The sequence below is a fragment of the Sphingopyxis sp. UBA6723 genome (assembly GCF_002454115.1).
In the GTDB taxonomy this organism is placed as follows: Bacteria; Pseudomonadota; Alphaproteobacteria; order Sphingomonadales; family Sphingomonadaceae; genus Sphingopyxis.
In genome coordinates, this window is sequence record NZ_DKIH01000013.1 from 380,331 (window position 1) to 405,783 (window position 25,453).

Here is a 25,453-nt window from a genome sequence, read left to right on the forward strand (position 1 = left end):
CGAAAGGAATATCTCATGGCCGAAGCCTATATCATCGACGCCGTCCGTACCCCGCGCGGTGTCGGCAAGCCGGGGAAAGGCGCTTTGTCGCACCTCCACCCGCAACATCTTGCCGCGACGGTGCTGAAGGCGATCAAGGACCGCAACAATCTCGACACCGCGACCGTCGACGACATCATCTGGTCGACGTCGAGCCAGAATGGCAAGCAGGGCGGCGACCTTGGCCGGATGGCGGCGCTGTCGGCGGGTTATGACACCAAGGCATCGGGGACGACGCTCGACCGCTTCTGCGGCGGCGGCATCACCTCGGTCAACCTTGCGGCCGCTACCGTCATGAGCGGCATGGAAGATTGCGTCATTGCGGGCGGAACCGAGATGATGAGTTACACCACCGCTTACGCCGCTGAGCAAGCGAACGCTGGCCTGCCGCCGCGCCTGATGGGATCGGGTCACGAAGCGCTCGATGAACTCCACCCGCAGTCGCACCAGGGCGTGTGCGGCGATGCGATCGCGACCATCGAGGGGATCAGCCGCGAAGATCTCGACGCGCTCGCGCTGGTCAGCCAGCAGCGCGCCGACCGCGCAATCAAGGAAGGTCGCTTTGCCAAATCGGTCGTCCCAGTGCTTAACCCCGACGGCAGCGTCGCGCTCGACCGTGAAGAATTCCCGCGTCCCGAAACCACCGCCGAAGGACTGGCATCGCTCAAGCCCGCTTTCACCGGGCTCGCCGATTTCGACCTGGGCGGCGGTTTCACCTTCCGCAAGCAGATCAACCGCCGCTATCCCGATGTCGAAATCCAGCATTTCCATCATGCCGGCAACTCGTCGGGCGTTGTCGATGGCGCCGCCGCGATCCTGCTCGCGTCCAAGGACTATGCCGACAAGCACGGCCTGAAACCCCGCGCGCGCGTCGTCGCCTATGCCAATATCGGCGACGATCCGACGCTGATGCTCAACGCCCCCGTCCCCGCAGCGAAAAAAGTGCTCGAAAAGGCCGGACTGACCAAGGACGACATCGACGTCTGGGAAATCAATGAAGCCTTTGCCGTCGTCGCCGAAAAGTTCATCCGCGACCTCGACTTGCCCCGCGAAAAGGTCAACATCAACGGCGGCGCGATGGCACTCGGCCACCCGATCGGCGCCACCGGATCGATCCTGATCGGCACTGCGCTCGACGAGCTTGAACGGTCGGGCGGTCGCTATGGCCTCGTCACCATGTGCGCCGCGGGCGGCATGGCACCCGCGATCATCATCGAACGGATCTGAGCACGTCGGGTCAAAACGGGCCGCGAATTGCGAGGGTTTTGGTCGGACTATACAGGTTCACAAACATGGTCTTGCCGTCGGGCGCGAAACAAACGCCCGCCGGTTCGGTTTGAACGCGGATCCGGCCAAAGGCATAAACTTCGCCATAAGGAGTCACCCCGCGCAGATGATTGTCGACCGTGTCCTCATATTGGTCTTCGCAAACGATCAGATGGCCGTTGGGTGCGACGGTCAGATTGTCGCCGTAGCTATATTGGGCGGGATCGGTCGATTCGAGGAACAATTGCAGCCGCCCGGGATTCGATCGTTCCTGCGCTGTCCCTTCATAATGCGAGGGGCGATAGCGCATGATCTGACCTTGCTTCGCTGGCCCGCCCGACGTGCACGTGAAATACAGCTCGTTGTCGCCCCAATGAATGCCCTCGCCGCGCGCAAAACGGGCCGCGCCCTTGGTTGCGCCGCGCAGGCGCAAATCGTCAGCCGGGCTTTCAGGATCGTCGAGGTCGATCCAGTTGGTAAAATGCCAGCTGCCCGGCTGCATGACCACCGCCGATGCCCAGTTGCGGCTGTCCGCGATGCTTTTGTCGAAGAAGGCCAGCGCCTGCAATCGTCCGCCGCGAGCGAGCGAGCCAGGAACGTCAGGCAAGAAGCGGTAGAACAGGCTGTCGTCGCGATCCTCGGTCATATAGACAATGCCGGTACGCGGATCGACCGCGGCGGCCTCGCGCACGAACCGGCCCATGGCTTTCAGCGGCTCAGCCTTGACGAGCTTGCCGGCATCGGCAGGCACATCAAAAATCCAGCCATGCGACTGGCCGACGCCGTCGGCGGGGCCGGCGACGCTCTCTTCGCACGACAGCCAGCTGTTCCACGGCGTCACACCGCCTGCGCAATTGCGGATCGTGCCGAGCAAGCTGAGATATTGTTTTTCGACCGCCAACGTGTCGCCATCAAGGACCAGCGTCGTCGTGCCACCGGGGATCGCGGCATCTCCAACGCGATCGAACGTTCCTTCAGGCACCGCCGCGCCCGCGTTCAAAGGGCCGCTGGAAACATGCTTCGGTCCCAGCTCGTGATTGCGCACCAGCGCCAGTTTTCCGCCATCCAGCCGGAAACAGCCCATGCCGTCGGCGCGATCGGGAACGCGATAACCGTCGCTCATCGGCTCACCGAGCTGGGAAATAATCTGATAGGAAAACCCGGGCGGCAGGTCGATCAGTCCGGCAGGGTCGTTTTGCAGCGGACCATAGCCGGACGCCGTCGCCATCAATCCGCCCGCGGCAGCGCGGCTCTGCGCCGCAAGCCCCGCAAAAGCGAACGCGGTCATGGAAAATTGGCGGCGATTCAGCATGGCAGGCAACTCCCTTTCGGATTCAATGACGCGCTAGAGTCGCTTTTGGACACTTCAAAGACAATCGGGCAACGGTAGCTGCCCGCCATCGAATATCAGCAAATAGGGAGAGAGTTATGTCAGGTCCGTTGCGCGGAATCAAAATCATCGAATTTGCCGGCATCGGTCCGGGCCCCTTTTGCGGAATGATGCTGGCGGATCATGGTGCGGAGGTGATCCGTATCGATCGTCCGGGCGGTTTCATGGACCCGCGCGATCCGCTGTCGCGCAACCGCACGTCGATCGTGCTCGACATGAAAAATCCGGAAGCGGTAGCGATCGCGCGTGACCTTTGCAGAAGCGCGGACGGGATCATCGAGGGCTATCGCCCAGGCGTGATGGAACGTCTCGGGCTCGGTCCCGACGTCCTCCTCACCGACAATCCGAAGCTTGTTTATGGCCGCATGACCGGCTGGGGTCAGTTCGGACCCTATGCGCAGGCGGCGGGCCACGACATCAACTATATTGCGCTGTCAGGGGTATTGCATGGCATCGGGCGCGCAGGCGAGAAGCCGGTGCCGCCGGTCAACTACGTCGGCGATTTCGGCGGCGGCGGCATGATGCTGGCGTTCGGCATGGCGAGCGCGCTCGTTCATGCCGCGCGCACCGGCGAGGGCCAGGTGATCGATTGCGCGATGACCGACGGCTCGGCACTGCTCGCGGGCATGACGTGGGGTTTCAACGCGATGGGGCGGCTGAAGGACGAAGCGGGAGCCAATATGCTCGACGGCGGCGCGCATTTCTATGACAGCTATCTCTGCGCCGACGGTAAATTCATCTCGATCGGGTCGATCGAACCGCAATTTTATGCACTGCTGCGGGAAAAGACCGGGCTGACTGATGATCCCGATTTCGATGCACAGATGGACCCCTCGAAATGGGGGCCGCTGAAGGACAAGCTGACGGCGCTCTTCCTCACGAAGACCCGCGACGAATGGTGCGCAATCATGGAGATGACCGACGTCTGCTTTGCGCCGATCCTGTCGCTGGGCGAGGCACCGCAGCATCCGCACAACGTCGCACGCGAGACGTTTCTGGAGGTCGGCGGAGCGGTTCAGCCTGCGCCTGCGCCGCGCTATTCGGCGACGGTCAACGACACTCCGCGACCCGCTCCGGCGGTCGGCGCCGACGGCGATGCTGTGTTGGCAGGGCTTGGTTATGACGCGACCAAGATCGCGGCGCTCCGCAACGGTGGCGCGGTGCGGTGAAATAAGAAGCATCCGTGTCCCCGCGAAGGCGGGGACCCATCTCCGGTTGGTTCCAGTTGGCACGGACAGGTGATGGGCTCCCGCCTGCGCGGGAGCGCGCGGCTTTCAGATTACACCGATTGAAATATGTCATCCGACCGCGAGGTCATCGCTCCCCACAGCCCCTGACCACCAAGCCCGGCCACCTGCCGCCCCAGCTTCGCCGCCCAATACGCATCATTCCCATGCTCGCCGCGCCACCGCATCAGCGGCACCGTGACGCGGTGGAGGTCATATTCTTCGGTAAAGCCGATCGCGCCGTGGACTTGATGCGCGATCGACGTGACAAGGCCCACCGCGCGGTTGGCGCGCTGTTTCGCCGCAGCCATCTCGAAATCCGCCGCGGCGGGATCGAGCCCTACCGCATCCAGCCGCGCCGCCAACGCCCCTGCTGCCGCTTCCACCGCGCGCACTTCGCACGCCATCACCGCAAGCGATTGCTGCACCGCCTGGAATTTGCCCAGCGGCCGCCCGAATTGCTGGCGCGTGTTCACATGCTCGATCGACAGCGTGAGCGCTTGACCCATAGCACCCGCCATCAAGCTGACCGTCGCGGCGGGTAGCAGAGCGTCAGTCACGATCAGCTCGGCTACCGGCAGGTCGGGAACCATGACCCCCGCGACCTGCAGCACGGCATTTACGTCGCCCCAATCACCGCCGAACCCGCCCTTGTCTTCCGCCACCAGCAGCAGGGCAAAACCGGCCTCTTCGACGGGCGCAACCCCCGCCATGGCCGCCTCGGCAAACACCGCGCGCGCCGTGTCGCACAGGATCTCGCGCGCCGCGCTCATCGCAGGCCCAGTCCGCGCGCGATGATCCCGCGGATCACTTCGCGCGTGCCGCCGCGCAGCGAAAAGCTGGGCGATGCGATCAGCAAGGCGCGCAGCAAGCGGCCAAGGTCGCTCGGATCATCCCAAGGGCAATCGACGATCGCCTGCACACGGCGCGGCATGTCCTGTTCGAACGCATTGCCCAATTCCTTGACCACCGACGCCTCGACCATCGGATCCTCGCCCGCCGCCAGTTTCGCCGCGGTAGACATCGACAATTGCCGCAGTGTCCACATTTCGGCGGTGAGTTCACCGATCAGCACGGCAACCGCCGGTTCGGGATCGGCGCCCGCCGCATCGATCAGCGCCGCGAACAGCGCATGGCTCGACAAATATCGCTCGGGGCCCGAGCGTTCGAGACCCAGCTCGGCGGTGACCTGCTGCCACCCCTGCCCGCGCGTGCCGACCAGCGCGCTATGTGGGACAAGTACGTCGTCGAAGAAGACTTCGTTGAAATCATGGTGCCCCGCCATGTCGATGATCGGGCGGATCGCAATGCCAGGGGTGTCGAGGTCGATCAGCAGCTGGCTCAACCCCGCATTGCGCTCGCTGCCCTCTTCGGTGCGAACCAGCGCCAGCATGATATGCGAGAAATGCGCGCCGGTGGTCCAGATTTTCTGGCCATTTATGCGCCAGCCTTCGGTCGTTTCCCGCGCCGTGGTCCGAACAGCAGCAAGGTCAGACCCGGCTCCCGGCTCGGACAGGCCGATGCAGGCATAGAGCTCACCGCGCACGATCCCCGGCAGGTATCGCTCGCACTGTTCCGCGCTGCCGTACCGCACGATTAGCGGCCCGGTCTGGCGATCCGCGATCCAGTGCGCGCCGACGGGCGCCCCCGCTGCCAGCAATTCCTCGATCACCACATAGCGTTCCAGCGGATGGCGATCACCGCCGCCGTACCGCGTCGGCAACGTCATCCCGATGTAACCGGCAGCGCCGAGCGCACGACTGAAGTCGGCATCGAAGCTTGCCCAACAATTGGCGCGCGCGACGATGTCGCCCTGCGGCTGGTTCACCGCAAGCCATGCCCGCAAGTCGGTGCGCAGAGCCGCGACGTCGCCGGGTGGATCGAAAGGATAGAGTGCAAAGCCTTGCATGTCCCGACAGCCATGCAATAGCCTTTGCCAACAGGAAAGGAATTTTGATCATGGGCGAGTTTTTGAGTGTCGAGCGGCGGGGCAAGATTGCGATCCTGACCATGATCAAACCTGAGAGTATGAACGCGATCGGCACCCATGAAGACTGCCAGGACATCATCGACACGCTCCGCACCCTCGGCGACGATCGCGGCGTCAGCGCGATCATCCTGACCGGCAGCGGCAAAGCGTTCAGCGCCGGTGGCAACCTCAAAGGCATGCAGGACCGCACCGGGATCGGCGTGCTCGACCAGCCCGACTCCACCCGCGCCAATTACCGCAAGGGCGTGCAGGCGGTGATCCGCGCGCTGATGGACTGCGAAGTGCCGATGATTGCCGCGGTCAACGGTCATGCCATCGGCCTCGGTTGCGACCTCGCCTGCACCTGCGACATCCGCATCGCCGCCGAAAGCGCCAAATTCGCGTGCAGTTTCATCAAGGTCGGGATCGTCCCCGGCGACGGCGGCGCGTGGCTGCTGCAAAAGGTGCTCGGCTATCCGCGTGCCGCCGAACTCTTCCTCACCGGTGACCGCTTTGACGCGCAGCAGGCAAAGGAATATGGTCTGGTGACGGACGTCGTCCCCGACGCGGAACTGCTCGACCGCGCCGTGGCGATTGCCGAACGGATCGTGTGCAATCCGCCGCGCGCGCTGCGCCTGACCAAGCGCTTGCTCCGCGAGGCGCAGCATAGCCGGATGAGCGACATATTGGAGCTCAGCGCCGCCTATCAGGCGATCGTGCACGAGACGGCCGATAATCGGGAGGCGATCAATGCCTTTGTCGAAAAGCGCCCGCCGGTGTTTACAGGAGAATGACCATGATGGCCGAGCGCGTCCTGCCCCTGTCCGGCATCCACAATTTCCGGGATTATGGCGGCTATGCGGTCGAGGGTGGCGGGAGACTGCGCGAGGGCGTGCTGTGGCGCTCGGCGCATCACGAAGCAGCGACCGACGAGGATCTGGCGGCGCTCGATGCGCTCCGGCTGGAAACCATCATCGATCTGCGCGGCGACGACGAGCGCGAATTGCATCCGTGCCGCCGGTCGGAGAATTTCTCGGCGCGCGTCTTGTTCGCGGGCGGCGTGACCGCAGGCCTCGCGCCCCATCTTCAGGCGGCAGGCGGCACAATTGATGTCGAGACGGCGCGCGCGCGGATGATCGATACCTATGCCGGGATGCCCTATCGCCCCGCGCTTGTCGCCACGCTGCGGCTCTATCTTGCCGCGCTGGCCGAATATGACGCGCCCAGCTTGGTACACTGCGTGGCAGGCAAGGACCGCACCGGCTTTGCCGTTGCCGTCGTCCACCGGCTGCTTGGGGTGCATGAGGACGATCTGATGCACGATTATCTGCTCACCAACACCGCGGGCAAGATCGAGGAGCGGATCGCGCAGGGCGCGGCGCATATCCGCTCGCGCTACGGTGCCGAAATTCATGACGACGCAATCCGCGCGCTGATGTCGGTGAACCCCGCCTATCTCGACGCCGCGCTGGCGACGGTGCGCCGCGATCATGGCGATGTCGCGACCTATGCCGAGGCGGTGCTGAACTTCACCCCCGACATGCGCGAGGCGATCGTGGACAAGCTGGTGGTGTATTGAAAAGCCGCGCCCCTGCGAAGGCAGGGGCCCATCACCCATCGGCGACAAATTAAACGGCAGGTGATGGTTCCCCGCTTTCGCGGGGACGCATGCTGGCGAGGAACGCTATTCCCCCTTCACCAGCACTCCGCCTTTGACTACCGCATCGACGCTTTCCAGCTCGCGCACACTGGCCAGCGGATCGCCATCGACCGCCACGATGTCGGCATAACGCCCCACCGCAATCGCTCCGACGTCCTTCTCGCGCCCCAGCGCCTCGGCGGCGTTCTTTGTCGCAGTCTGGATCGCCTGCATCGGCGTCATCCCATATTCGACCATGACGCGGAACTGGCCCCCGACCTGACCGTGCGGCATCACCCCGGCGTCGGATGCGAATACCATCCTCACCCCAGCGCGGTGCGCCTTGCGAAAATTGTCGCGCTGGATTTGCGCGATTTCGCGGTCCTTGCGCAGATTATCCTCAAGCACGCCGTTCTTCGCACCTTCGGCCTGCGTATATTCGGTGTTGAAGATGTCCATCGCGAACCACACCGGCTGCTTGCGCGCGACCGCCATGCGAATGCCCTCGTCATCGACCAGGCTGGCATGTTCGATCGTGTCGATCCCCGCCGCGATCGCGGCGCGGATGCCTGCGCCGCCATGCGCGTGGGCGGCGACGCGCAGCCCCCATTGATGCGCCTCGTCGGCAATCGCGCGCAACTCATTCTCGGGCACCTGCAACTGGCCCGGCTCGGTGTTGCGTGAGAAGACGCCCCCGGTCGCGCATACCTTGATCACTTCGGCGCCATATTTGCGCTGGCGGCGGACCTGATAGCGCAATTCTTCGGGATTATCGCCGATCCCCTCTTCCTTGCCGTCCTTCTTTTCCAGGCTGGGGGGCAGGAAGGTGCTGTCGCAATGACCGCCGGTCGCGCCCAGCGCATAGCTCGCCGGCACGATCCGCGGCCCGACCGCGTAGCCCGCGTCGATCGCCTGCTTCAACCCGATGTCGTTGCGGTCGCCCGACCCGACGTTGCGCACCGTCGTGAACCCGGCGTCGAGCATGTCGCGAGCGTTCTTGACCGCGGTCATGCCCCAGAAACTGTCGGTGAATTCCAGCCCGCGATAACCGCCGATGTCGGCGGGTCCGTCGAGGTGGACGTGCATGTCGATCAGGCCGGGCAGCAGCGTCTTTTGCCCCAGGTCGATATGTTTGACGTCGCTGCCCCAGCGTACCGTCCGCGCATCGGCAATGTTGGTGATGCGGCCATCGGTACCGACGAAGATTGCGGGATATTCGACCGTCTTGCCGGTCAGCACATCGACATAGCGCGCCGCGGTGATGACGGTTTGACCCGCGGGTGCCTGCGCCGCCGCCGACGCAGCGAAAAGCGCCGCCGAGCCCAAACCGATTCCCCGCAGAAAACTGCCGAACTTCACTCGCGATTGCATGTTTGACCCGCCCTGTTGTTGGTGCCCGCAAATGTGATGGCAAAGCGGCGCACAATAGGACAGCGGAAAGTTGGGGTCAGGATCCTAAATCGTCTTGCGACCAAAGCTGGCGGGACGGGGCGGCACCGGCGCGACGGGTCCACGATCGGCAGGATCAACCGTCACATCGCCCACCACGCCCGCTTCGCGCTTGCGCATATAGCTGGCGAATGCCGCGTCGGCGTCGAACTCAGGCTCGACGACGACTACGCCGGGCTTGAGTTTCGCGTCGACGCTGGCGCCCGGGACGCGGTTCACCCCGGTCGCGGCGCGCAGCAATTTGATGATCAGCGGCAGCGCGAACAACAGCCCGACGATCGAAAGCCCGATGACCGTCGGTCCCAGCCCGATTCCTGCGACGCCTTCGGCCGTGCCGCCGCCGACGCCGATAAAATGATACAGCAGCCAGCCGATCCAGACGAGCGGGATGAGCCCGCCGATGATACCAAGCACTTTGCCCAAGGACGTATTCATGCCGAAGCTCCCGAAAATCCGGGAGCGTTGATAGCAGCGAGAGCTTACTTTTCCCTTAGTGCGACGATTTCGGACACGCCGCGCGGGCCAACCCACCAGGCTGCGGCCAGCGCGAAGGCGGCGCCGAGCAACGTCCCGCCGACAATGTCGCTGGCCCAATGGACGCCGAGCATGATGCGCGAGAAGGCGTTGAGGATTATGATCGACGCCGCAAGCGCGCAAGCCGCGGCGCGCCAGCGCGGCGGCGCCAGCCATGCGAGGAGGAGGTACACGACCGCCGCACTCGTCGCATGGCCGCTGGGATAGGCAAAGCTCGTCTGGTGATCGAGATGCGGCACCAGATCGGGGCGCGGGCGCCCGAAGGACATTTTCAGCACGCTCGAGGCAAAATTGGCCAGCAAGGACGCCCCGCCCAGCGCCACCGCGCAGCGCGGCCCGCACCAGTGCCAGACCAGCGCGCAAAGCAGAATGACGATGCCCCAGCGCGGCAGCCCGCCGCCGATCCAGCTGACCCCCTGCATGAACAGGATCCACCAGCGCGGCGCGGTGTCCACCGTCATCACCAGCGCGGCGCTGACTTGTCGGTCGAGGCCATCGACCAAACCCGCCATCACGACGGTGCTGACGAGTACGAACAGCATCAGCGTGGCAATCAGGGCGTTGCGGATCATGGCGGTGCGGTTGGGAGCAGCTTTCACGCCATCGTCTATGGCCAAAGCCCGCCCGGAGCGCAACAAACCGCCGTCAGCGATCGACGCGCCTGTGCGCCCGGCGCCAGATATCGACCTGCGCGGCAAAGCGCCGAAGCTGTTCGGTTCCGCCCTCGATGTCATTGTCGATCACGCGCGCCTCGCCGCTCGTTGAGCCCGACCGATAGTGCAAGTAGAGGCCGTGCCGGGTTCTGGCGCCGAATTTCGCCGCGCTGGAACCGATGCCCAGCATCGCCAACCCAGCTGTTTCGGGCAGGCGATCGGCGCGATCGAAGATCGCGGTATCAATATGCTCGACGGCCAACTTGCCGGGCATCGCGCCAAAGCTCGGGTGAAAATGCAGCTGGCCGCCCTCGATCTTGATCGCGACGGCGCGGGTAAGCGCACGCTTTGCGTAGCGCCCGACATAAAACAGACCGACGACGCTCGTCCCCAGCAGCAGGGTTATTTTAAGCGGCAGAAATGGATCCGGACGCGGCGCTGGCATCGGCAGCACCAGCCCGCCCGGCAGCGCCTGCGTTGTCGGCGCGCGGTAATTTCGTTCGTCCAGCATCACGAAAGCCAGCGAAAAGGCGGCCGCCGTCATGATGGCGAAGACCACCGCCTTGAACGCGTTTCCGATACGCGAAAAATGGAGGATCGTGGGGTTCATCGCGCGGGCCGTTGCAGCGTCATATGTGAGCCGTCGTGGGGGGCTTCTGCGGACAGCGCAAGCACGGCTTGGTACCGGTCCATCTAATGCGACGACTGGTACGCTGCACCACGACAAAAATACTCTCGTCATTATCCCGAGCAGACGTAAACCGCTTTGGATTGCTTCTCCCGGCTTTCGCCGGGATCGCAATGACGGGACAAGAGTGCAGCGCTGATGAATGAGGCCGTCAGATATGCAGCGGCCGCCCGAATGCCGCCAGCACGCCCTCGTGCATCGTTTCGCTGAGCGTCGGATGCGGGAAGACGGTGCCGATGAAATCATCTTCGACCAGCTCGGCGGTCTTTCCGATCGTATAGCCCTGGATCAGTTCGGTGACCTCGGCGCCGATCATGTGCGCGCCGAGCAGTTCGCCAGTCTTCGCATCGAACACGGTCTTGGTGAAGCCTTCGGATTCGCCGAGCGCAATTGCCTTGCCGTTGCCGATGAAGGGGAAGGTTCCGGCCTTGACCTCGTACCCCAGTTCCTTGGCCTTCGCTTCGGTCAGCCCGACGCTGGCAATCTGCGGGCGGCAATAGGTGCAGCCGGGGATGTTGCGCGGGTCCATCGCGTGCGGGTGGCCTCCCGCAATCGCCTCGACCGAGATCACCGATTCGTGCATCGCCTTGTGCGCCAGCCATGGCGGCGCAGTAACGTCGCCGATCGCCCAGATGCCGGGGACGTTGGTGCGGCACATCGCGTCGGTGTCGATATGGCCCTTGGTCGTCTTTACGCCGAGCGCTTCGAGGCCGATATTTTCGGTGTTCGGGACGATGCCGATCGCGACGATCGCGTGGCTGAATTCGGCGCTTTCGGTCTTGCCGTCCTTGGTCTTGATCTTCGCGGTGACGCCGTTGGCGGTCGCCTTCAGTTCTTCGACCCCGGCGCCGGTGAAGATCGTCATGCCCTGTTTCTTGAGCTGCTTTTCAAGGAACGCCGACACATCGGCATCCTCGACCGGGACCAATCGGTCGAGCATTTCGACCACGGTCACCTCGGCGCCCATGTCGCTGTAGAAGCTCGCAAATTCGATCCCGATTGCGCCCGATCCGATGACGAGCAATTTCTTGGGCATTTCGGGCGGGACCAGCGCGTGGCGATAGGTCCAGATGCGCTTGCCGTCGGCGGGCGCGAACGGCAGGTCGCGGGCGCGGGCGCCGGTCGCGACGATGATGTTCTTGGCGCTGAGGGTTTCGGTCCCCTTCTCGCCCTTCACTTCGAGCTTGCCCAAACCACCGTTAGGCGCTGCGGTCAGCTTGCCCTCGCCCATATGGACGGTGATCTTGTGCTTCTTCATCAGGAAGGCGACGCCCTGGCTCAGCTGCTTCGCAACGCCACGGCTGCGTTTGACGACCGCGTCGATGTCGGCGCTGATCTGCTGGGCGATCAGGCCGTAATCGCCTGCATGCTGCATATAATGATAGATTTCGGCCGACCGCAGCAGCGCCTTGGTGGGGATGCAGCCCCAGTTGAGGCAGATGCCGCCGAGATTCTCGCGCTCGACGATCGCGGTTTTCAGGCCGAGCTGCGCCGCGCGGATCGCCGCGACATAGCCGCCGGGGCCGGAACCGAGGACGATGAGGTCGTAAGAGGTGTCAGCCATTATGGGCTCCTGCAAAAGCCCCTCTCCCCTTGCGGGAGAGGGGTTGGGGTGTGGGGTCGGCGCGCGTCTGCGCGCCTGAAGAATCGATTGCGCGCAATATCGCTTCGGCAACGCTATCACTGTTGGTCAGCACGTCGTTGTTCCAGAAGCGCAGGATGCGGAAACCTTGCGTGGTCAGATAGGCATCGCGGTCGGAGTCATGAGGATTCTCGGCATGTTGCCCGCCGTCGGCTTCAACGATCAGCCGATGTTCGAAGCAGATGAAGTCGGCGATGTAGAGGTCGTCGATTATGACCTGCCGCCGCCATCGCAGGTCGGCCAATCGCTTGGCACGCAGGATCGACCAGAGGCGACGTTCGGCATCGGTGGGGTTGGAGCGCATCGCGCGGGCGCGGTCCAGCAAGAGGGCTTTGCGGGCGAGAACTTCGGAAAGAGTCTTTTGCGCCGCAGACGCGGCGCGGACCCCACTCCCCAACCCCTCTCCCGCAAGGGGAGAGGGGCTTTGGCCCTTCGCGGACATTTTACGCCACCAGCCCCAGCGGGTTCTCCACCAGTTCCTTGAAGGTCTTCATCAGCAGCGCGCCATCGGCGCCGTCGATCGCGCGGTGGTCAAAGCTACCCGTTGCCGACATGACGGTTGCGATCGCCAGCGCGTCGTCGACGACATAAGGCCGCTTTTCGCCCGCGCCGATCGCCATGATCATCGCTTGCGGCGGATTGATCACCGCGGTGAATTGCTTGATCCCCATCATGCCCATGTTCGAGATGCTGGCGGTGCCGCCCTGATATTCGCTGGGCTGGAGCTTGCCTTCCTTGGCTTTCGCGGCAAGCTCGGCCATTTCGGTAGAGATTTTCGACATCGACTTGCCGCCGGCGTCGGTGATGATCGGAGTGATCAGGCCGCCGGGGATGCTGACCGCGACCGAGATGTCGGCGCGGCTGTACTGGCGCATGACATCGCCGCCGAAGCTGACGTTACAGGCAGGGACGCGTTCGAGCGCGACCGCGAGCGCCTTGATCAGCATGTCGTTGACGCTGAGCTTGACCCCGCGGCTTTCGAGGCTGGCGTTGAGCTCGCCGCGCAGCTTGAGCAGCGCGTCGAGGCGGATGTCGACGGTCAGGTAGATGTGCGGCGCTTCCTGCATCGACTGGGTCAGGCGGCGCGCGATCGTCTTGCGCATGCCGCTAAGCTTGGTGTCCTCGTGCGGGATGCCGAAATCGGGGATCGGGCCTGCGGGCGACGCCGCTGCCGAGACCGCCGGAGTCGGCGCCGTGCCGACAGCGGCCCCCGCCTGCGCGGGGGCGACGGATGTAGCTGCGCCATCTAGGTCGTCCTTGACGATGCGGCCGCCGGGGCCGGTGCCGGTGATCGTCGCCAGGTCGATGCCGCGCTCGGCGGCGAGACGCTTGGCGAGCGGGCTGGCCTTGATGCGGTCGCCCGATGCCGCGGGGGCAGCAGCTGACTTATCCGGCGCCCCCGCGGAGGCGGGGGCCGCTGGAGTTGGAGCGCTACTGCTAGCGGCCCCCGCCTGCGCGGGGGCGACGTCTTGGGGTTCCGCGGCCTTCGCCTCTTCCTTGGCAGCGGGCGCCGGAGCAGCCTTCGCGCCCGCATCCTCGCCTTCACCCGTGATCACCGCAATCACGGTGCCGACCTTCACGCCATCCGTACCCTCGGCGACGAGAATCTGGCTCACCACACCCTCGTCGATCGCTTCAAATTCCATCGTCGCCTTGTCGGTCTCGATCTCGGCCAGCAGGTCGCCCGATTTGACGGTGTCGCCCTCCTTGACCAGCCATTTGGCCAGCGTGCCTTCCTCCATCGTTGGCGAGAGGGCGGGCATTTTCAGTTCGATTGGCATGGTAAGGCATGTTCCCTGTCAGTCTTGCAGGCATTGCCTGCCGCTACGGCTTGTTCCTCGCCTTAAGCATTGCGGCGGTCAAGGTCCAGCGGGGCAAACTTGCCTTTCATACGAATGTGACGCACTCTCCACGCACAAAAAGCATAGGGGGTCGGGGCGATGCGGACATATCTGGTGGTGATCGACGACAGTCCCGAGGCGTCGCTGGCGCTGCGCTTTGCCGCGCGCCGCGCGGCGCGGACCGGCGGCGGGGTCGCGGTGCTGGCGATCGTGACGCCGCAGGACTTTGTCGCCTTTGGCGCCGTGCAGGCGACGATCGAGGCCGAAGCGCGCGAACATGCCGAAGAACTGGTCGCCGCCGCTGCCGACGCGGTGGTGCAGGAAGCCGGGGTGACGCCGCAGATCATGGTCAAATCGGGCAAGCCCGCCGATGTCGTGCGCGAGGTGATCAACGCCAGCGACGAGATTGCGGCGCTGGTGCTGGCGACCGCGGCGAACGGTGCGCCGGGGCCACTGGTCGCGCATTTCACCGGACAGGACGCGGGAACGCTGCCCTGCCCGGTGATGATCGTGCCGGGCGGGATAGACCTCGCGCGGCTCGATGCGCTGAGTTAGACGGTGATCGTGCGCGGCAAAGCGGCCGCGCCCTTGGCTTCGTAGATCGCGAAAACCAGCACACCGATCGCCTGCACGATGACGACCGCAATGCCGATCGCGGTCATCTGGCCCGCAAACATCGCCAGCACCGCAAAGCTGGCGATCACCCAGCCGAGGTTTCCGATCGCGATCAGGTTCGCGAGGCCTTTGCTCGGCGTCTTTTGATACGCGACGAACAGCATCAGCAGCGCCGACGGCAGCCCGATCCTGCCCGCGACGGTCACCAGTTCGGAGGGGAGGCCGAGCAGGGTGGCGACCGTCGCAGTCGCAAAGACGCAAAAGACGAACAATCCGGTGCAGGTGATGGCATCGATGATCAACGTGTTCTTGAGGGTGAAGAGGGACATTGGGGTTCTCCTTTTTGGACGACCCGCTCCATCTGCCGCCGAAAATGCGGCCCGTCGATTACGCGAGAGGTAATGGAAAAGCCGAAAGCCGGGGTATAGCTTTCGCGGCAAAGGAGATTATCATGCAACCCGCACCGCTCGGCACCCAACTCCGCGAATGGCGCAGCCGCCGCCGGATGAGCCAGATGGACCTGGCGCTCGATACCGATATCTCGACCCGGCATCTGAGCTTCATCGAAACGGGGCGCTCGAAACCGAGCGCGCAGATGCTCCAGCGCATCGCCGACTGCTTGCAAGTCCCGCACCGCGCGCGCAATGCGCTGCTGCTCGCCGCCGGCTACGCGCCCGATTATCAGGAACGCCCGCTCGACAGCCACGAAATGGCGGGGGTCCGCGCGATCGTCGAGCATGTGCTGAAGGGGCATGAGCCCTACCCGGCGCTGGCGGTCGATCGCCACTGGAACCTGGTCGCTGCGAACGGCGCGATCGCGATCCTGACGGCGCAGGTCGCGCCCGCGCTGCTGGCCCCGCCGGTCAATGTGCTGCGCATCGCGCTGCATCCCGAGGGGCTGGCGCCGCAGATCGTCAACTATGGCGAATGGCGCGCGCATGTATTGGAACGGCTAGACGTCCAGATTGCCGCGAGCGCCGATGCGGGATTGATCGCATTGCGCGACGAGCTGGCGGGCTATGCGGTGCGGAGCGACGAACATAGCGCCGAGCATCTCGACAGCCACGCCAGCAGCATCGCGGTGCCGCTGATCCTCAATACCGATGCCGGGCGGATTTCGTTCGTGTCTACGGTGACGATTTTCGGTACGCCGGTAGATATCACGCTGTCGGAGCTGGCGATCGAGGCGTTTTTTCCGGCGGATGCGGAGAGTGCGGCGTTGTTGCAGAAATTGGCGGGGAGATAGGCTAAGCCCCTCCCCGTCAGGGGAGGGGTTGGGGTGGGGTCTGTCGGCGTAGCGCAAGGCTGCCGAACCCCACCCGCTGCGACTAACGAACAAGTTCGGAAGTCTCGCTGCCCTCCCCTGAAGGGGAGGGTTTAATCAGGTCAGCGCCGCCGCCCCTTATGCTTGATATTCGCCGGCCGCCCGCGCTTGCCGACGACATGCTTGCCCGCCTTGTCCTTCAGGCCGTCGCGCCGTGGCCCGCGATTGCGATATCCGCCCTCGGGCGCATCGGGCAGCTCGAAACGCAGCGCCCCGCTGATCGGATTGGCATCGATCAACCGCAGGTCGAGCCGCTCGCCGACGGTAAAACTCACCCGCCCATGCTCGCTGTCGAGCGTCCGCGCCTTTTCGTCATAGAAAAAGCGTTCGTTCCCCAATGTCGAAACCGGCACCAGCCCATCGCCGCCGAGCCCGTCGACCGTCGCGAAAAATCCGAACGGCTGCACCCCGGTGATCCGCGCCTGGACGATCTCGCCCTTCTTGCTCGACAGATAGGCCGCAACATAACGATCGACCGTCTCGCGCTCCGCCTCCATCGCGCGGCGTTCGAGCGCGCTGATCGCCTCGCCGATGCGCGAGAGCCCCTTGGCATCGGCCTCGCCTAGCCCGGTGCGCTCGGGCAGCCCCTTGGGCTTGCCGGGCACCTCAAGCTTGTAACTGTCGACCAGCGCGCGATGCACGATCAGGTCGGCGTAGCGGCGGATCGGCGAGGTGAAATGCGCATAAGAGCCGAGTGCGAGGCCGAAATGGCCCGCATTGGCAGGGCCATAATAGGCCTGCGTCTGGCTGCGCAAAATCGCCTGCATGATCTCGGGCAACCGGTCGTCTTGCGAAAAGCCGTCGATTAGGCGGTTGAATACCGCGGGCGTGATCACCTGCCCCAGCGCGAAGCTCTGCTCGAAGGTTTCGAGATAATCCTTGAGGCTGACCAGCTTCTCACGGCTCGGCGGCTCATGGATGCGGTACATCACCGGCGATTTCTTCGCCTCAAGCGCTTTTGCCGCCGCGACGTTGGCCGCGATCATATAATCCTCGATCAGCCGCATCGAATCGAGCCGGTCGCGGACGCGGATTTCGGCGATCCCGCCCGCCTCGTCGAGGATCACCTGCCGTTCGGGCAGATCGAGGTCGAGCGGCGCGCGGGCGGCGCGGGCCTTGGCGAGCAGCGCCCAGCAGGCCCACAGGTTTTGCAGCGTCGGGAGCACATCGGCATCCCAATCCTCGCGCGGCGCAGCGGCATCATACGCCGCTTGCGCATGCTCATAGGCAATGTTCGCGCGCAGCCGCACCAGCGCGCGCGTAAACCGCCATGACGTCACCTTGCCCTGCTTGTCGATGACGAGATGGCACGCCAGCGCCGCCCGGTCCTGCCCGGCTTTTAGCGAGCAGACGCCAGCCGACAGTGTTTCGGGGAGCATTGGGACGACCTGGTCGGGAAAATAGACGCTGTTGCCGCGCCGCCGCGCCTCGCGGTCGAGCGCGCCGTCGGGGCGGACATAATAGCTGACATCGGCGATCGCGACGATCGCACGGAAACCGCCCTTGTTCGCTCCATCGGTGTCGGGCTCCGCCCACACCGCATCGTCATGATCGCGTGCATCGATCGGGTCGATCGCGACGATCGGCAAGTCACGCAAATCCTCGCGGCCGTCGGGGGTCAGCGGCAGCTTCGCGGCAATCTCTGCTTCGGCAATCGTTTCGACGCCGAACACATGCGGGATTTCGTGGCGCGCGATCGCGATCATGCTGAGCGACTTCGGCGCAAATGGATCGCCCAGACGCTCAACGACTTTTGCCTTGATCGCCGGACCGCGCCCGGCCAGTTCGGCGCGCACGAGATCGCCGATATTGGCGTCGCCCTTGTCGGCCACCGCAAAATCATAACGCGCCCGCTTGTCGGCGGGACGCAGCCACAGGATCGGTTTGCCCCCCGGCCCCATATCCTCGACGAGCACGCCGATCACGGTCTCGCCGCCCGCCTGCAATTTCTTCATCGGGTGCGCGACATGGCCGCCGCCGCGTTCTTCGGTGCGCGCGAGGATGCGGTCGCCCATGCCCAGCGCACCCTTGCGCCCCTGCTCCATCACGCGAAGGCGCGGCGCCGGTTCGGCCCCTTCCCAATGTTCAGGAACCGCCCAGACCGTGCCGCCGTCAATCGCCGCAACGCGCAGCACCGTCACCCGCGGCAACCCGCCATGCTTGTGAAATGCCCTGCCCGGCGCCAGATCGACCAACCCCTCGTCGGTCATGTCTTTGAGCAGCGCCTTCAACGCTATCTTCTCAGCCCCATGCAATCCGAAATGCCTGGCGATCTCGCGCTTGCCGACCGCCTCGTCCGACGCGGTGATAAAATCGATGATCTGTTGGCTGCTGGGCAGGCCGGGCGAGAGGTTCGGACGCTTTTTCATTGCCCGTGGCTATAGGCCCGCCAACGCACTTTACCAAGCGATCAACGGCGGGATCCGCACCGGTCAGCTATAGGCGATCCAGCGGCCCAGTCCCCCGACAGTCAGCCACAAGGCGAGCGACAACGCCGCCATCGCGCGCGCCGCGACGGGCGCGCTGCCGCGCCAGTTGTCGACCTTTGCCCGCCAGAGCAGGCGGAAGGCGGCCGCATTGACCAGAGCAAGTGCAATGACGACCAGCTTGCGCGCAAAGGTCTGTGACCCGGCCAGCGCGTCGCCGTCCGCCGCGAACAATATCGTCCCGCTCGCGGCCACCACGAACAGCCCGCCAATGGCGATGGGGGTCAACGCGCGCGACAGCGCCGCGATCGGTAATGTCCGCCACAGGCCGACAACGCGCAAATCGACGACACCGATCCCGCCCACCAGCATCACCAGTCCCAAAAGGTGGAGCGTGTTGGCGACCGGATAAACCAGCGCCGACCCACGCGCCCACGGCCCGATACCGACGGCATCAAGCCACATCGCGGCGGCGGACAGCAGCGGTTCCACGCCGCGCTGCTCAGCGCAGCTCGACCGTCTTTTTCCCGATCATCACGCGTTCGATGCGCATCTCTGCGGTGCCATCGCGGCGGAGATAGCCCGTCAGGCGCACGGGCTTGCCCGGCTCGACTTCAGCGCGCGACAACCCGCGCGCTTCCATGCGGCTGGTCGGCGCCAGGATGACGTCCCACAGCTTGCCTTTCCAGCGCATCTTGGCGGCGCCATGCGGGTTGCCCCATGATAGTTCGGCAAAGGTTCCATTCAATGTCACCGGCTTGCTCTCGTCATACGACGACCAGCCGTGGTGCGCGGCAACGGGAACCGCGATACCGGCCAGCGCCGCGGCCGCGATCAGCATGGGAAAACGCATGTTCAGTCTCCTTCTGCCCCTCGGGAGAAGGCTACTAACGCTGGGCTACAAGTGCAAGTCGGCCTGCAATCAATAGGTCCGGCCGATCAGCACGCGTTCGACCGCGCGTTCGCCGGTGAAGAAGCAACTGCCGTCAGCAGGTGCGGCGTCCATCGGGGTATTGCGCATCGTCAGCTTGAGAGCCTTCAACTGCTCGACGATCTTGTCGAGCACCGCCCCGGTCGGGCGCGCCCATTGTACTTCGGCCCACCCGACGAACTTGTCGTCGCCTTTGAAATGTGCGGCCAGGTCGGTGACGTCGCGGCGGATATTCGCGTCGAGGCGCTGCTTGGCTTCGGCGTGCAGGCTCGTCTGAATATCTTCCAGTGTAGCAACCGCGTTCGCGATGAAATCGCCCTTCGCGATAAACGCCGAATTGAGCTTGCCGTCGTCCTTGTACAGCCGGTCGCGGCGGATCACCGCCACATTGCCGCCCGCGACGTCGCGCGGCCCGATTTCGAGAATGATCGGCGCGCCCTTCTTGACCCAGCCCCAGCGCTTGGTCTGCGCCTTGTTGGCACCCGCATCGAGGTGGACGCGCAGCGGCTCACGGAAGGCGTCGAGCGCTTTCAGTTCGGTTTCGATGCCGCGGCAATAGTCCAGGATCGCCGCATCCTCTTCATTGTCGCGCAGCATCGGCACGATGACGATCTGGTGCGGCGCGATACGCGGCGGACAGCGCAGGCCGTCGTCGTCGCCATGCGTCATGATGACGCCGCCGATCATCCGCGTCGACACGCCCCAGCTCGTCGTGTGGCACAGGCTGTGGCCGCCATCCTTGTCCTGATAGCGGATCCCTGCCGCTTCGGCGAAGCCGGTGCCGAGGTAATGCGACGTCCCGGCCTGCAACGCCTTGCCGTCCTGCATCATCGCTTCGATCGAATAGGTCGCGACGGCGCCGGGGAAACGTTCATTCTCGGGTTTTTCACCTGCGACCACCGGCATCGCCAGCACATCTTCGGCAAAGGCGCGATACATTTCGAGCGCGCGCAGCGTCTCCGCCATCGCGTCAGCCTTGTCGGCGTGCGCGGTATGGCCTTCCTGCCACAGGAATTCGCTGGTGCGCAGGAACATGCGCGTGCGCATTTCCCAGCGCACGACATTCGCCCACTGATTGACCTTCAGCGGCAGGTCGCGCCAGCTTTGCACCCAGCGGCTCATCGCGGCGCCGATCACGGTTTCCGAGGTGGGGCGGACGATCAGCGGCTCTTCCAGCTTCGCTTCGGGATCGGGGATCAGCTTGCCCTTGCCATCCTGAATCAAGCGATGATGCGTGACGACCGCCATTTCCTTGGCAAAGCCATCGACATGATCGGCTTCCTTCTCAAAAAAGCTCAAGGGAATGAACAGCGGGAAATAGCAGTTCTGGACCCCGGCATCCTTGATCGCGGCGTCCATGACGGTCTGGATGCGTTCCCAGATGCCATAGCCCCACGGCTTGATCACCATGCAGCCGCGCACGCCCGATTCCTCGGCGAGGTCGGCTTCGGCAATGACGTCCTGATACCAGGCCGCGAAGTCGGCCTGCCGGGTTACGCTGAGCGCATGTTTGACCATGAAATTTCCGTATTCTGTCGCTGGGGGCGGAAGAGCGCCCGGTCCACTTATTTCTTGGCGAGTTCCGCCTTGAGCGCGGCCACTTCGGCCTTCAACGCTGCAATTTCCGCGTCCTTCGCCTTGCTTGCGCCAGCGCCCGGGATGAATGCGCCCGCCGCCTGCTGGAACATCTCCATATTGCGCCGCGTCAGCTCCGCAAGCGGGTTTGACCCGAGTACGCCATCGAACGCAGCGCGGACATCCTGCTGATTCTTGCGGAATGCGGTCATCGACGCTTCCAGATATTGCGGCACCATCGACTGCATCTTGTCGCCATACATACCGATCAGGTGACGCAGGAAATTGACCGGCAACAGCGTTTCGCCGCGCGTTTCCTCGTCCATGATGATCTGCGTCAGGACATTATGCGTGATGTCATCGCCGCTCTTGGCATCGACAACGCGAAATTCACGGCCATCGCGGACCATCGTGCCCAGGTCCTCAAGTGTTATGTAACAGCTGCGTTCGGTGTCATAGAGCCGCCGGTTGGCGTATTTCTTGATCGTGACGACGCCATCGTCCGCCGTCGTCTTGGACTTCGCCATCTTGACCCGCGCTCCTTTTGTTTCCGCATAATGACGACCGCGCCGCGCGGGATCTTCGCTTGTTGAGGGCAATAGCATCAATTTATGATGCATCGCAACATGGCGTCGCGGGCCGAACCCGATTCGGCGCGCCTCGGCGCCATCAAGAAGCCGGTGGGTGTACGCCCCATGTTGCCGCCAACCTGGACGTCGTCCGGGATTAGCTCGCTCGCACCCCCCCGGTTTCCTCGCGATTAAGCAAGATCGTTTCCCATGAAACTGTTTGGTTGATATAAAGGAATGCTTGGATCGTTCAAGACAAGCCGTTCATTTCACAATTTGATCAGGTCCCACGGATGCTCCTGGGCACAGCCTGCATCAACGCCTGTTGCAAAAATAACACAGCAGCTGATGGGAAACGTACCGGTGTAAGATTTCTGCCATCAAAGACTTGTGCGAGTGAAACTTTCCCGCTTTCTTTCCTCCAAGCCGTTCTCTTTCTGTTGAACGGTCAACCGGGGAATATATCATGAAAAAAACCAGCCTGCTTTTGCGGGGTACCGCCTTGTCGCTCGCTTTGCTCGGCGCGACTCCCGCCTTTGCACAAGATGATCCTGTGGCACCAACCGATTCATCCGAAGATGCTAGTGACGGCAACGTCATTGTTGTGACCGGCTCGCGCATCTTGAATCGTCCCAACCTTGAAGCATCAATTCCGATCACCTCGGTCGATGCAGAAGACCTGCTCGGAACCGGTGAGCTTTCGCTGGGCGATATGCTGAACCGCCTTCCGCAACTGCGTTCAACCTTCACCCAAGCGAACTCGACCGCTGCGATCGGTACGTCGGGTCTCAATCTGCTCGATTTGCGCGGTTTGGGTACGACCCGGACGCTGGTGCTGGTAAACGGACGTCGCTCGGTTACCTCGACGCCAGGCACGTACCGCGTCGATACCAACACGATCCCGACCGAATTGCTCGAACGCGTTGACCTCGTCACCGGTGGCAACTCGGCGGTTTATGGTTCGGATGCTATTTCAGGCGTGGTGAACTTCATCCTGAAGCGCGATTATGACGGCTTTGCCGTCAACGCGCAGGGCGGTGTTTCCAGCCGCGGCGATCGCGGATCGCATCAGATCAGCGCGGTATTCGGCCGCAATTTCGCCGACGGTCGTGGCAATATCGCCATCTCGGGCGGCTATGCCAATTCCAGAACGCTCCTGTTCTCTGATCGCAATGCTCAGACTGGCGCTTTCACCGGCACGCCGGGCTTTGCAACCGTCGACAATACGTTCGGCGAGCCGCCTGCTGGTGATGGCATTCCAGATACCGCCTTTTTCGATGCCTTCCCGGGCGCAACCTTTGGCAATGCTTCGCTGGGCGGCGCCGTTTTGACTTCGTGTCCCGCACCGACGGCGACAAACGCGGCTCAGCGTGCGCTTGTCTGCGCGCCGGGGCTGACGCCTACCGGTACCCGTATCGCCGACAACTATATGTTCCAGCCGGGCGGCACTTTGTTGCGCAACGTTCCCGCCATCGATCTGCGTCAGGTCGGCGGCGGCATCCGCGGCGGCCTTGGCGCCAGCGGCGTTGAGGGCGCGATGTTGCTGCCGGGTCTGAAGCGTTACAACGCAACGCTTCTTGCCCGCTATGAATTCTCGCCGGCGGCGGAAGTCTTCTTCGAGGGCAAATATGTCAACATCACGGCCAATCAGACGTCGACCCAGCCGGTCGCGCTCTCGTTGGGCGGCACGACATCGACCTTCTTCCTCGACAACCCCTATTTGTCACCGCAAGCGTTCTCGACGCTTCAGTCGATCTTCAATACGACGTCGACGACAGGCGGCTTCTCCATGATCCGTTTCCTGAACGACATCGGGACGCGTACCGAAGATCATGAACGTGAAACCTGGAGCCTCGTCGGCGGCGTGCGCGGCGATATCAGTTCGTCGGGCAACCTGCGCTACGAAGTGGCTCTGAACTGGGGTCGTACCGAGACATATTATGAAGCAGGCGGTCACTTTATTTCCGCCAAGTTCAACAATGCGGTCAACGCTGTACGGTCAAACGGACAAATTGTGTGCCGTATCAACGCCGATGCGATCACGACCAACGACGACCCCAACTGCCGTCCGATCAATCTGTTCGGCGAGGGAGCTCCGCTGACCACGCCCGACGGGCTGGCTTATGCGTCGTACACGCCGTTCCGGGAACAATGGGCGGAAATGTTCAATGCCACGGCCTTTATCTCGGGCGATACGTCGGGCTTGTTCGAACTCCCCGGTGGTCCGATCGGCTTCGCGGTTGGCGTTGAATATCGGAGGGAAGACGCTTTCTCGGGCTATGATGCTGAAACAACGGCTGGCCGGACAACGCTGAACGCGTTTGCCGCCTTCGACCCGCCGTCGATCACCAGCAAGGAGCTCTATGGCGAAATCCGCATTCCGCTCCTTGCCGACATGCCGCTGGCTGAAGAGCTGACGGTCGAGGCGTCGGGACGCATGTCAGACTACAGCAACATCGCGAAGAAGGTGTATGCCTATAACGTTGGCGTCATCTATTCGCCGTTCAACGGTGTGCGTCTGCGCGCTGGCTATGCGCGTTCGGTACGGACGCCAAACTTGTCGGATAACTACGCAGCACAGGCCGAAACCTTCCAGAATGGCTTCGTCGATCCGTGCAGTCAGACCGTCATCAACCAGAACCCCAACCGCGCTCGCAACTGCGCCGCAGCTGGTATCCCAACCGTTCTGCAATTGCCGGATGGCTCGACAACGCCTTGGGTCAACACGCCAGCATCGGGTATTTCGGGCTTCAATGAAGGGAACCTGAACCTGACGCCGGAAATCGGCAAGAACCTGACCTTTGGTGCGGTGTTCCAGCCCCAGTTCATTCCGGGCCTCAGCTTGTCGGTTGATTACTATCGGATCAAGATTGATCAGGCGATTTCGTCGCTAACCGGTCAGACCCTGATCAATCGCTGCTATGATGATTCGGTCGGCATCGACAATATCTATTGCGCAGCGATCTCGCGCCGTAGCACGCCGGGCAATCCGATCACCGACTTCACCTTCGATGGTCAGACCAACCGTACCGTGGGTGGCTTCCCGCAATTCAACTTTGCGCGGCTCGGCCCGTCGTTCATCAACCGTCCTTTGAACTACGCTTCGTTCAAGGCGTCGGGTATCGATGCGCAACTCGACTACACCTATCGCTTTAACGAAGATGTCCGGATTTCGCTCAACGGCGCACTGTCGTGGATCGAAAACCGCGAGTTCTTCACCTCGATCGCCGATCCGACGTTCTCGGATCGCGTCCACGGCGAACTGGGCGATCCGATCTGGGAAGGTAGCTTGGGCGTCACCCTCGTCGCCGGCGCGTGGGACATCGATTATGATTTCCGCTGGATCGGAAAGCAGGCGATTGCAACGTGGGAAACGCAGCACTCGCATCAGGGCCGTCCGCCGACAAATGCCGACGCGTTCCCGGTCAAATACTACCCCAGCATCGGCTACGTCGATCTGCAGGTGGGCTATACCGTCGACAAGAACTTCCGTTTCTTCGTCGGTATGGACAATGTGTTCGACACGTTGCCGCCTTGGGGCTTGACCGGAACCGGCGATGGCAGCGCCATCTTCCCGGTCACCGGACGCTATATGTACGCAGGCGCGAAGTTCAAATTCTAACCCGCGTCACCGGCACAAAGAGAAAGGGCCGCTCGTTGGAGCGGCCCTTTTTTTG

At 63.4% G+C, this 25,453-nt stretch carries 23 protein-coding genes; 7 read left to right on the forward strand and 16 right to left on the reverse strand.

Going from position 1 to position 25,453, the window contains the following annotated elements:
• Nucleotides 1-15: 15 nt before the first annotated feature.
• The gene (locus tag B4F07_RS15170) at nt 16-1,266 is read left to right on the forward strand and encodes an acetyl-CoA C-acetyltransferase (RefSeq protein WP_293700702.1); all 1,251 of its coding nucleotides are present in this window, start codon (nt 16-18) and stop codon (nt 1,264-1,266) included.
• A 10-nt stretch (nt 1,267-1,276) separates the two neighbouring features.
• Here B4F07_RS15170 and B4F07_RS15175 read toward each other — a convergent pair whose 3' ends face one another.
• Nucleotides 1,277-2,617, reverse strand: coding sequence for an alkaline phosphatase PhoX (locus tag B4F07_RS15175; RefSeq protein WP_293700704.1), 1,341 nt, complete (start codon nt 2,615-2,617; stop codon nt 1,277-1,279).
• A gap of 116 nt (nt 2,618-2,733) precedes the next feature.
• Between B4F07_RS15175 and B4F07_RS15180 the strand changes: the two genes are divergently transcribed.
• Complete coding sequence (locus B4F07_RS15180) at nt 2,734-3,864, forward strand: CaiB/BaiF CoA transferase family protein (RefSeq protein ID WP_293700705.1); 1,131 nt, start codon at nt 2,734-2,736, stop codon at nt 3,862-3,864.
• A 110-nt stretch (nt 3,865-3,974) separates the two neighbouring features.
• Here the strand turns inward: B4F07_RS15180 and B4F07_RS15185 are convergent, their stop codons facing one another.
• Nucleotides 3,975-4,694: an acyl-CoA dehydrogenase family protein gene (locus B4F07_RS15185; RefSeq protein WP_293700707.1), complete on the reverse strand. Its 720-nt coding sequence runs from the start codon at nt 4,692-4,694 to the stop codon at nt 3,975-3,977.
• Nucleotides 4,691-5,830, reverse strand: coding sequence for an acyl-CoA dehydrogenase family protein (locus B4F07_RS15190; protein ID WP_293700709.1), 1,140 nt, complete (start codon nt 5,828-5,830; stop codon nt 4,691-4,693). The genes B4F07_RS15185 and B4F07_RS15190 overlap by 4 nt, the downstream gene beginning before the upstream one ends.
• 50 nt (nt 5,831-5,880) lie before the next feature.
• On the opposite strand from B4F07_RS15190, the gene B4F07_RS15195 reads away from it, so the two are divergent.
• Both B4F07_RS15195 and B4F07_RS15200 read left to right on the forward strand, forming a co-directional pair.
• Complete coding sequence (locus tag B4F07_RS15195) at nt 5,881-6,684, forward strand: crotonase/enoyl-CoA hydratase family protein (RefSeq protein ID WP_293700711.1); 804 nt, start codon at nt 5,881-5,883, stop codon at nt 6,682-6,684.
• A gap of 2 nt (nt 6,685-6,686) precedes the next feature.
• Nucleotides 6,687-7,469: a tyrosine-protein phosphatase gene (locus B4F07_RS15200; protein ID WP_293704879.1), complete on the forward strand. Its 783-nt coding sequence runs from the start codon at nt 6,687-6,689 to the stop codon at nt 7,467-7,469.
• Between the two features lie 105 nt (nt 7,470-7,574).
• Here the strand turns inward: B4F07_RS15200 and B4F07_RS15205 are convergent, their stop codons facing one another.
• The 7 genes from B4F07_RS15205 to B4F07_RS15235 all read right to left on the reverse strand — a co-directional run bounded on the left by B4F07_RS15205 (nt 7,575) and on the right by B4F07_RS15235 (nt 14,276).
• Entirely contained in the window at nt 7,575-8,900 is a 1,326-nt protein-coding gene (locus B4F07_RS15205) for a metal-dependent hydrolase family protein (protein ID WP_293700715.1), read from the reverse strand.
• Nucleotides 8,901-8,984: 84 nt separating this feature from the next.
• Nucleotides 8,985-9,413, reverse strand: a complete 429-nt coding sequence (locus B4F07_RS15210; protein WP_293700717.1) for a hypothetical protein — start codon at nt 9,411-9,413, stop codon at nt 8,985-8,987.
• 44 nt (nt 9,414-9,457) lie between these two features.
• Nucleotides 9,458-10,111 carry a phosphatase PAP2 family protein gene (locus B4F07_RS15215; protein WP_293700719.1) on the reverse strand — a complete coding sequence of 218 codons (654 nt, stop codon included), beginning with the start codon at nt 10,109-10,111 and terminating at the stop codon, nt 9,458-9,460.
• Nucleotides 10,112-10,157: 46 nt separating this feature from the next.
• Nucleotides 10,158-10,775: a hypothetical protein gene (locus B4F07_RS15220; protein WP_293700721.1), complete on the reverse strand. Its 618-nt coding sequence runs from the start codon at nt 10,773-10,775 to the stop codon at nt 10,158-10,160.
• Between the two features lie 229 nt (nt 10,776-11,004).
• Nucleotides 11,005-12,417 (reverse strand): dihydrolipoyl dehydrogenase, encoded by a 1,413-nt coding sequence (lpdA, locus tag B4F07_RS15225; RefSeq protein WP_293700723.1) that lies wholly within the window; start codon nt 12,415-12,417, stop codon nt 11,005-11,007.
• On the reverse strand, nt 12,410-12,820 hold the full coding sequence (locus tag B4F07_RS15230; protein ID WP_293700725.1) for an endonuclease domain-containing protein: 411 nt from the start codon (nt 12,818-12,820) through the stop codon (nt 12,410-12,412). Before B4F07_RS15230 ends, lpdA begins: the two co-directional genes overlap by 8 nt.
• Before the next feature lie 118 nt (nt 12,821-12,938).
• Nucleotides 12,939-14,276, reverse strand: a complete 1,338-nt coding sequence (locus tag B4F07_RS15235) for a pyruvate dehydrogenase complex dihydrolipoamide acetyltransferase (protein WP_293700727.1) — start codon at nt 14,274-14,276, stop codon at nt 12,939-12,941.
• Nucleotides 14,277-14,435: 159 nt separating this feature from the next.
• Between B4F07_RS15235 and B4F07_RS15240 the strand changes: the two genes are divergently transcribed.
• The gene (locus B4F07_RS15240) at nt 14,436-14,891 is read left to right on the forward strand and encodes a universal stress protein (protein ID WP_293700729.1); all 456 of its coding nucleotides are present in this window, start codon (nt 14,436-14,438) and stop codon (nt 14,889-14,891) included.
• On the opposite strand, the gene B4F07_RS15245 is transcribed toward B4F07_RS15240, so the two are convergent.
• Nucleotides 14,888-15,280: a hypothetical protein gene (locus tag B4F07_RS15245; protein WP_293700731.1), complete on the reverse strand. Its 393-nt coding sequence runs from the start codon at nt 15,278-15,280 to the stop codon at nt 14,888-14,890. The two genes, B4F07_RS15240 and B4F07_RS15245, sit on opposite strands and share 4 nt — an antisense overlap.
• Nucleotides 15,281-15,402: 122 nt before the next feature.
• On the opposite strand from B4F07_RS15245, the gene B4F07_RS15250 reads away from it, so the two are divergent.
• The gene (locus B4F07_RS15250) at nt 15,403-16,197 is read left to right on the forward strand and encodes a helix-turn-helix domain-containing protein (RefSeq protein WP_293700732.1); all 795 of its coding nucleotides are present in this window, start codon (nt 15,403-15,405) and stop codon (nt 16,195-16,197) included.
• A gap of 140 nt (nt 16,198-16,337) precedes the next feature.
• On the opposite strand, the gene B4F07_RS15255 is transcribed toward B4F07_RS15250, so the two are convergent.
• The 5 genes from B4F07_RS15255 to phaR form a co-directional block, all read right to left on the reverse strand.
• Nucleotides 16,338-18,644 carry a ribonuclease R family protein gene (locus B4F07_RS15255; RefSeq protein WP_293700733.1) on the reverse strand — a complete coding sequence of 769 codons (2,307 nt, stop codon included), beginning with the start codon at nt 18,642-18,644 and terminating at the stop codon, nt 16,338-16,340.
• Between the two features lie 63 nt (nt 18,645-18,707).
• Nucleotides 18,708-19,193: a hypothetical protein gene (locus B4F07_RS15260; protein WP_293700735.1), complete on the reverse strand. Its 486-nt coding sequence runs from the start codon at nt 19,191-19,193 to the stop codon at nt 18,708-18,710.
• A 10-nt stretch (nt 19,194-19,203) separates the two neighbouring features.
• Nucleotides 19,204-19,554: a DUF6152 family protein gene (locus B4F07_RS15265; RefSeq protein ID WP_293700737.1), complete on the reverse strand. Its 351-nt coding sequence runs from the start codon at nt 19,552-19,554 to the stop codon at nt 19,204-19,206.
• Nucleotides 19,555-19,623: 69 nt separating this feature from the next.
• Nucleotides 19,624-21,150, reverse strand: coding sequence for a proline--tRNA ligase (proS, locus tag B4F07_RS15270; RefSeq protein WP_293700738.1), 1,527 nt, complete (start codon nt 21,148-21,150; stop codon nt 19,624-19,626).
• A gap of 47 nt (nt 21,151-21,197) precedes the next feature.
• Complete coding sequence (phaR, locus tag B4F07_RS15275) at nt 21,198-21,734, reverse strand: polyhydroxyalkanoate synthesis repressor PhaR (protein WP_293700739.1); 537 nt, start codon at nt 21,732-21,734, stop codon at nt 21,198-21,200.
• 508 nt (nt 21,735-22,242) lie between these two features.
• On the opposite strand from phaR, the gene B4F07_RS15280 reads away from it, so the two are divergent.
• Nucleotides 22,243-25,398 (forward strand): TonB-dependent receptor domain-containing protein, encoded by a 3,156-nt coding sequence (locus B4F07_RS15280; RefSeq protein WP_293700740.1) that lies wholly within the window; start codon nt 22,243-22,245, stop codon nt 25,396-25,398.
• The last annotated feature ends 55 nt before the right edge of the window (nt 25,399-25,453 follow it).

Bases quoted from the DNA above. Each gene is read 5' to 3' on its own strand.
- B4F07_RS15170 (WP_293700702.1), top strand. From the start codon at position 16: ATGGCCGAAGCCTATATCATCGACGCCGTCCGTACCCCGCGCGGTGTC.
- B4F07_RS15175 (WP_293700704.1), bottom strand. From the start codon at position 2,617: ATGCTGAATCGCCGCCAATTTTCCATGACCGCGTTCGCTTTTGCGGGG.
- B4F07_RS15180 (WP_293700705.1), top strand. From the start codon at position 2,734: ATGTCAGGTCCGTTGCGCGGAATCAAAATCATCGAATTTGCCGGCATC.
- B4F07_RS15185 (WP_293700707.1), bottom strand. From the start codon at position 4,694: ATGAGCGCGGCGCGCGAGATCCTGTGCGACACGGCGCGCGCGGTGTTT.
- B4F07_RS15190 (WP_293700709.1), bottom strand. From the start codon at position 5,830: ATGCAAGGCTTTGCACTCTATCCTTTCGATCCACCCGGCGACGTCGCG.
- B4F07_RS15195 (WP_293700711.1), top strand. From the start codon at position 5,881: ATGGGCGAGTTTTTGAGTGTCGAGCGGCGGGGCAAGATTGCGATCCTG.
- B4F07_RS15200 (WP_293704879.1), top strand. From the start codon at position 6,687: ATGATGGCCGAGCGCGTCCTGCCCCTGTCCGGCATCCACAATTTCCGG.
- B4F07_RS15205 (WP_293700715.1), bottom strand. From the start codon at position 8,900: ATGCAATCGCGAGTGAAGTTCGGCAGTTTTCTGCGGGGAATCGGTTTG.
- B4F07_RS15210 (WP_293700717.1), bottom strand. From the start codon at position 9,413: ATGAATACGTCCTTGGGCAAAGTGCTTGGTATCATCGGCGGGCTCATC.
- B4F07_RS15220 (WP_293700721.1), bottom strand. From the start codon at position 10,775: ATGAACCCCACGATCCTCCATTTTTCGCGTATCGGAAACGCGTTCAAG.
- lpdA (WP_293700723.1), bottom strand. From the start codon at position 12,417: ATGGCTGACACCTCTTACGACCTCATCGTCCTCGGTTCCGGCCCCGGC.
- B4F07_RS15235 (WP_293700727.1), bottom strand. From the start codon at position 14,276: ATGCCAATCGAACTGAAAATGCCCGCCCTCTCGCCAACGATGGAGGAA.
- B4F07_RS15240 (WP_293700729.1), top strand. From the start codon at position 14,436: ATGCGGACATATCTGGTGGTGATCGACGACAGTCCCGAGGCGTCGCTG.
- B4F07_RS15245 (WP_293700731.1), bottom strand. From the start codon at position 15,280: ATGTCCCTCTTCACCCTCAAGAACACGTTGATCATCGATGCCATCACC.
- B4F07_RS15250 (WP_293700732.1), top strand. From the start codon at position 15,403: ATGCAACCCGCACCGCTCGGCACCCAACTCCGCGAATGGCGCAGCCGC.
- B4F07_RS15255 (WP_293700733.1), bottom strand. From the start codon at position 18,644: ATGAAAAAGCGTCCGAACCTCTCGCCCGGCCTGCCCAGCAGCCAACAG.
- B4F07_RS15265 (WP_293700737.1), bottom strand. From the start codon at position 19,554: ATGCGTTTTCCCATGCTGATCGCGGCCGCGGCGCTGGCCGGTATCGCG.
- proS (WP_293700738.1), bottom strand. From the start codon at position 21,150: ATGGTCAAACATGCGCTCAGCGTAACCCGGCAGGCCGACTTCGCGGCC.
- phaR (WP_293700739.1), bottom strand. From the start codon at position 21,734: ATGGCGAAGTCCAAGACGACGGCGGACGATGGCGTCGTCACGATCAAG.
- B4F07_RS15280 (WP_293700740.1), top strand. From the start codon at position 22,243: ATGAAAAAAACCAGCCTGCTTTTGCGGGGTACCGCCTTGTCGCTCGCT.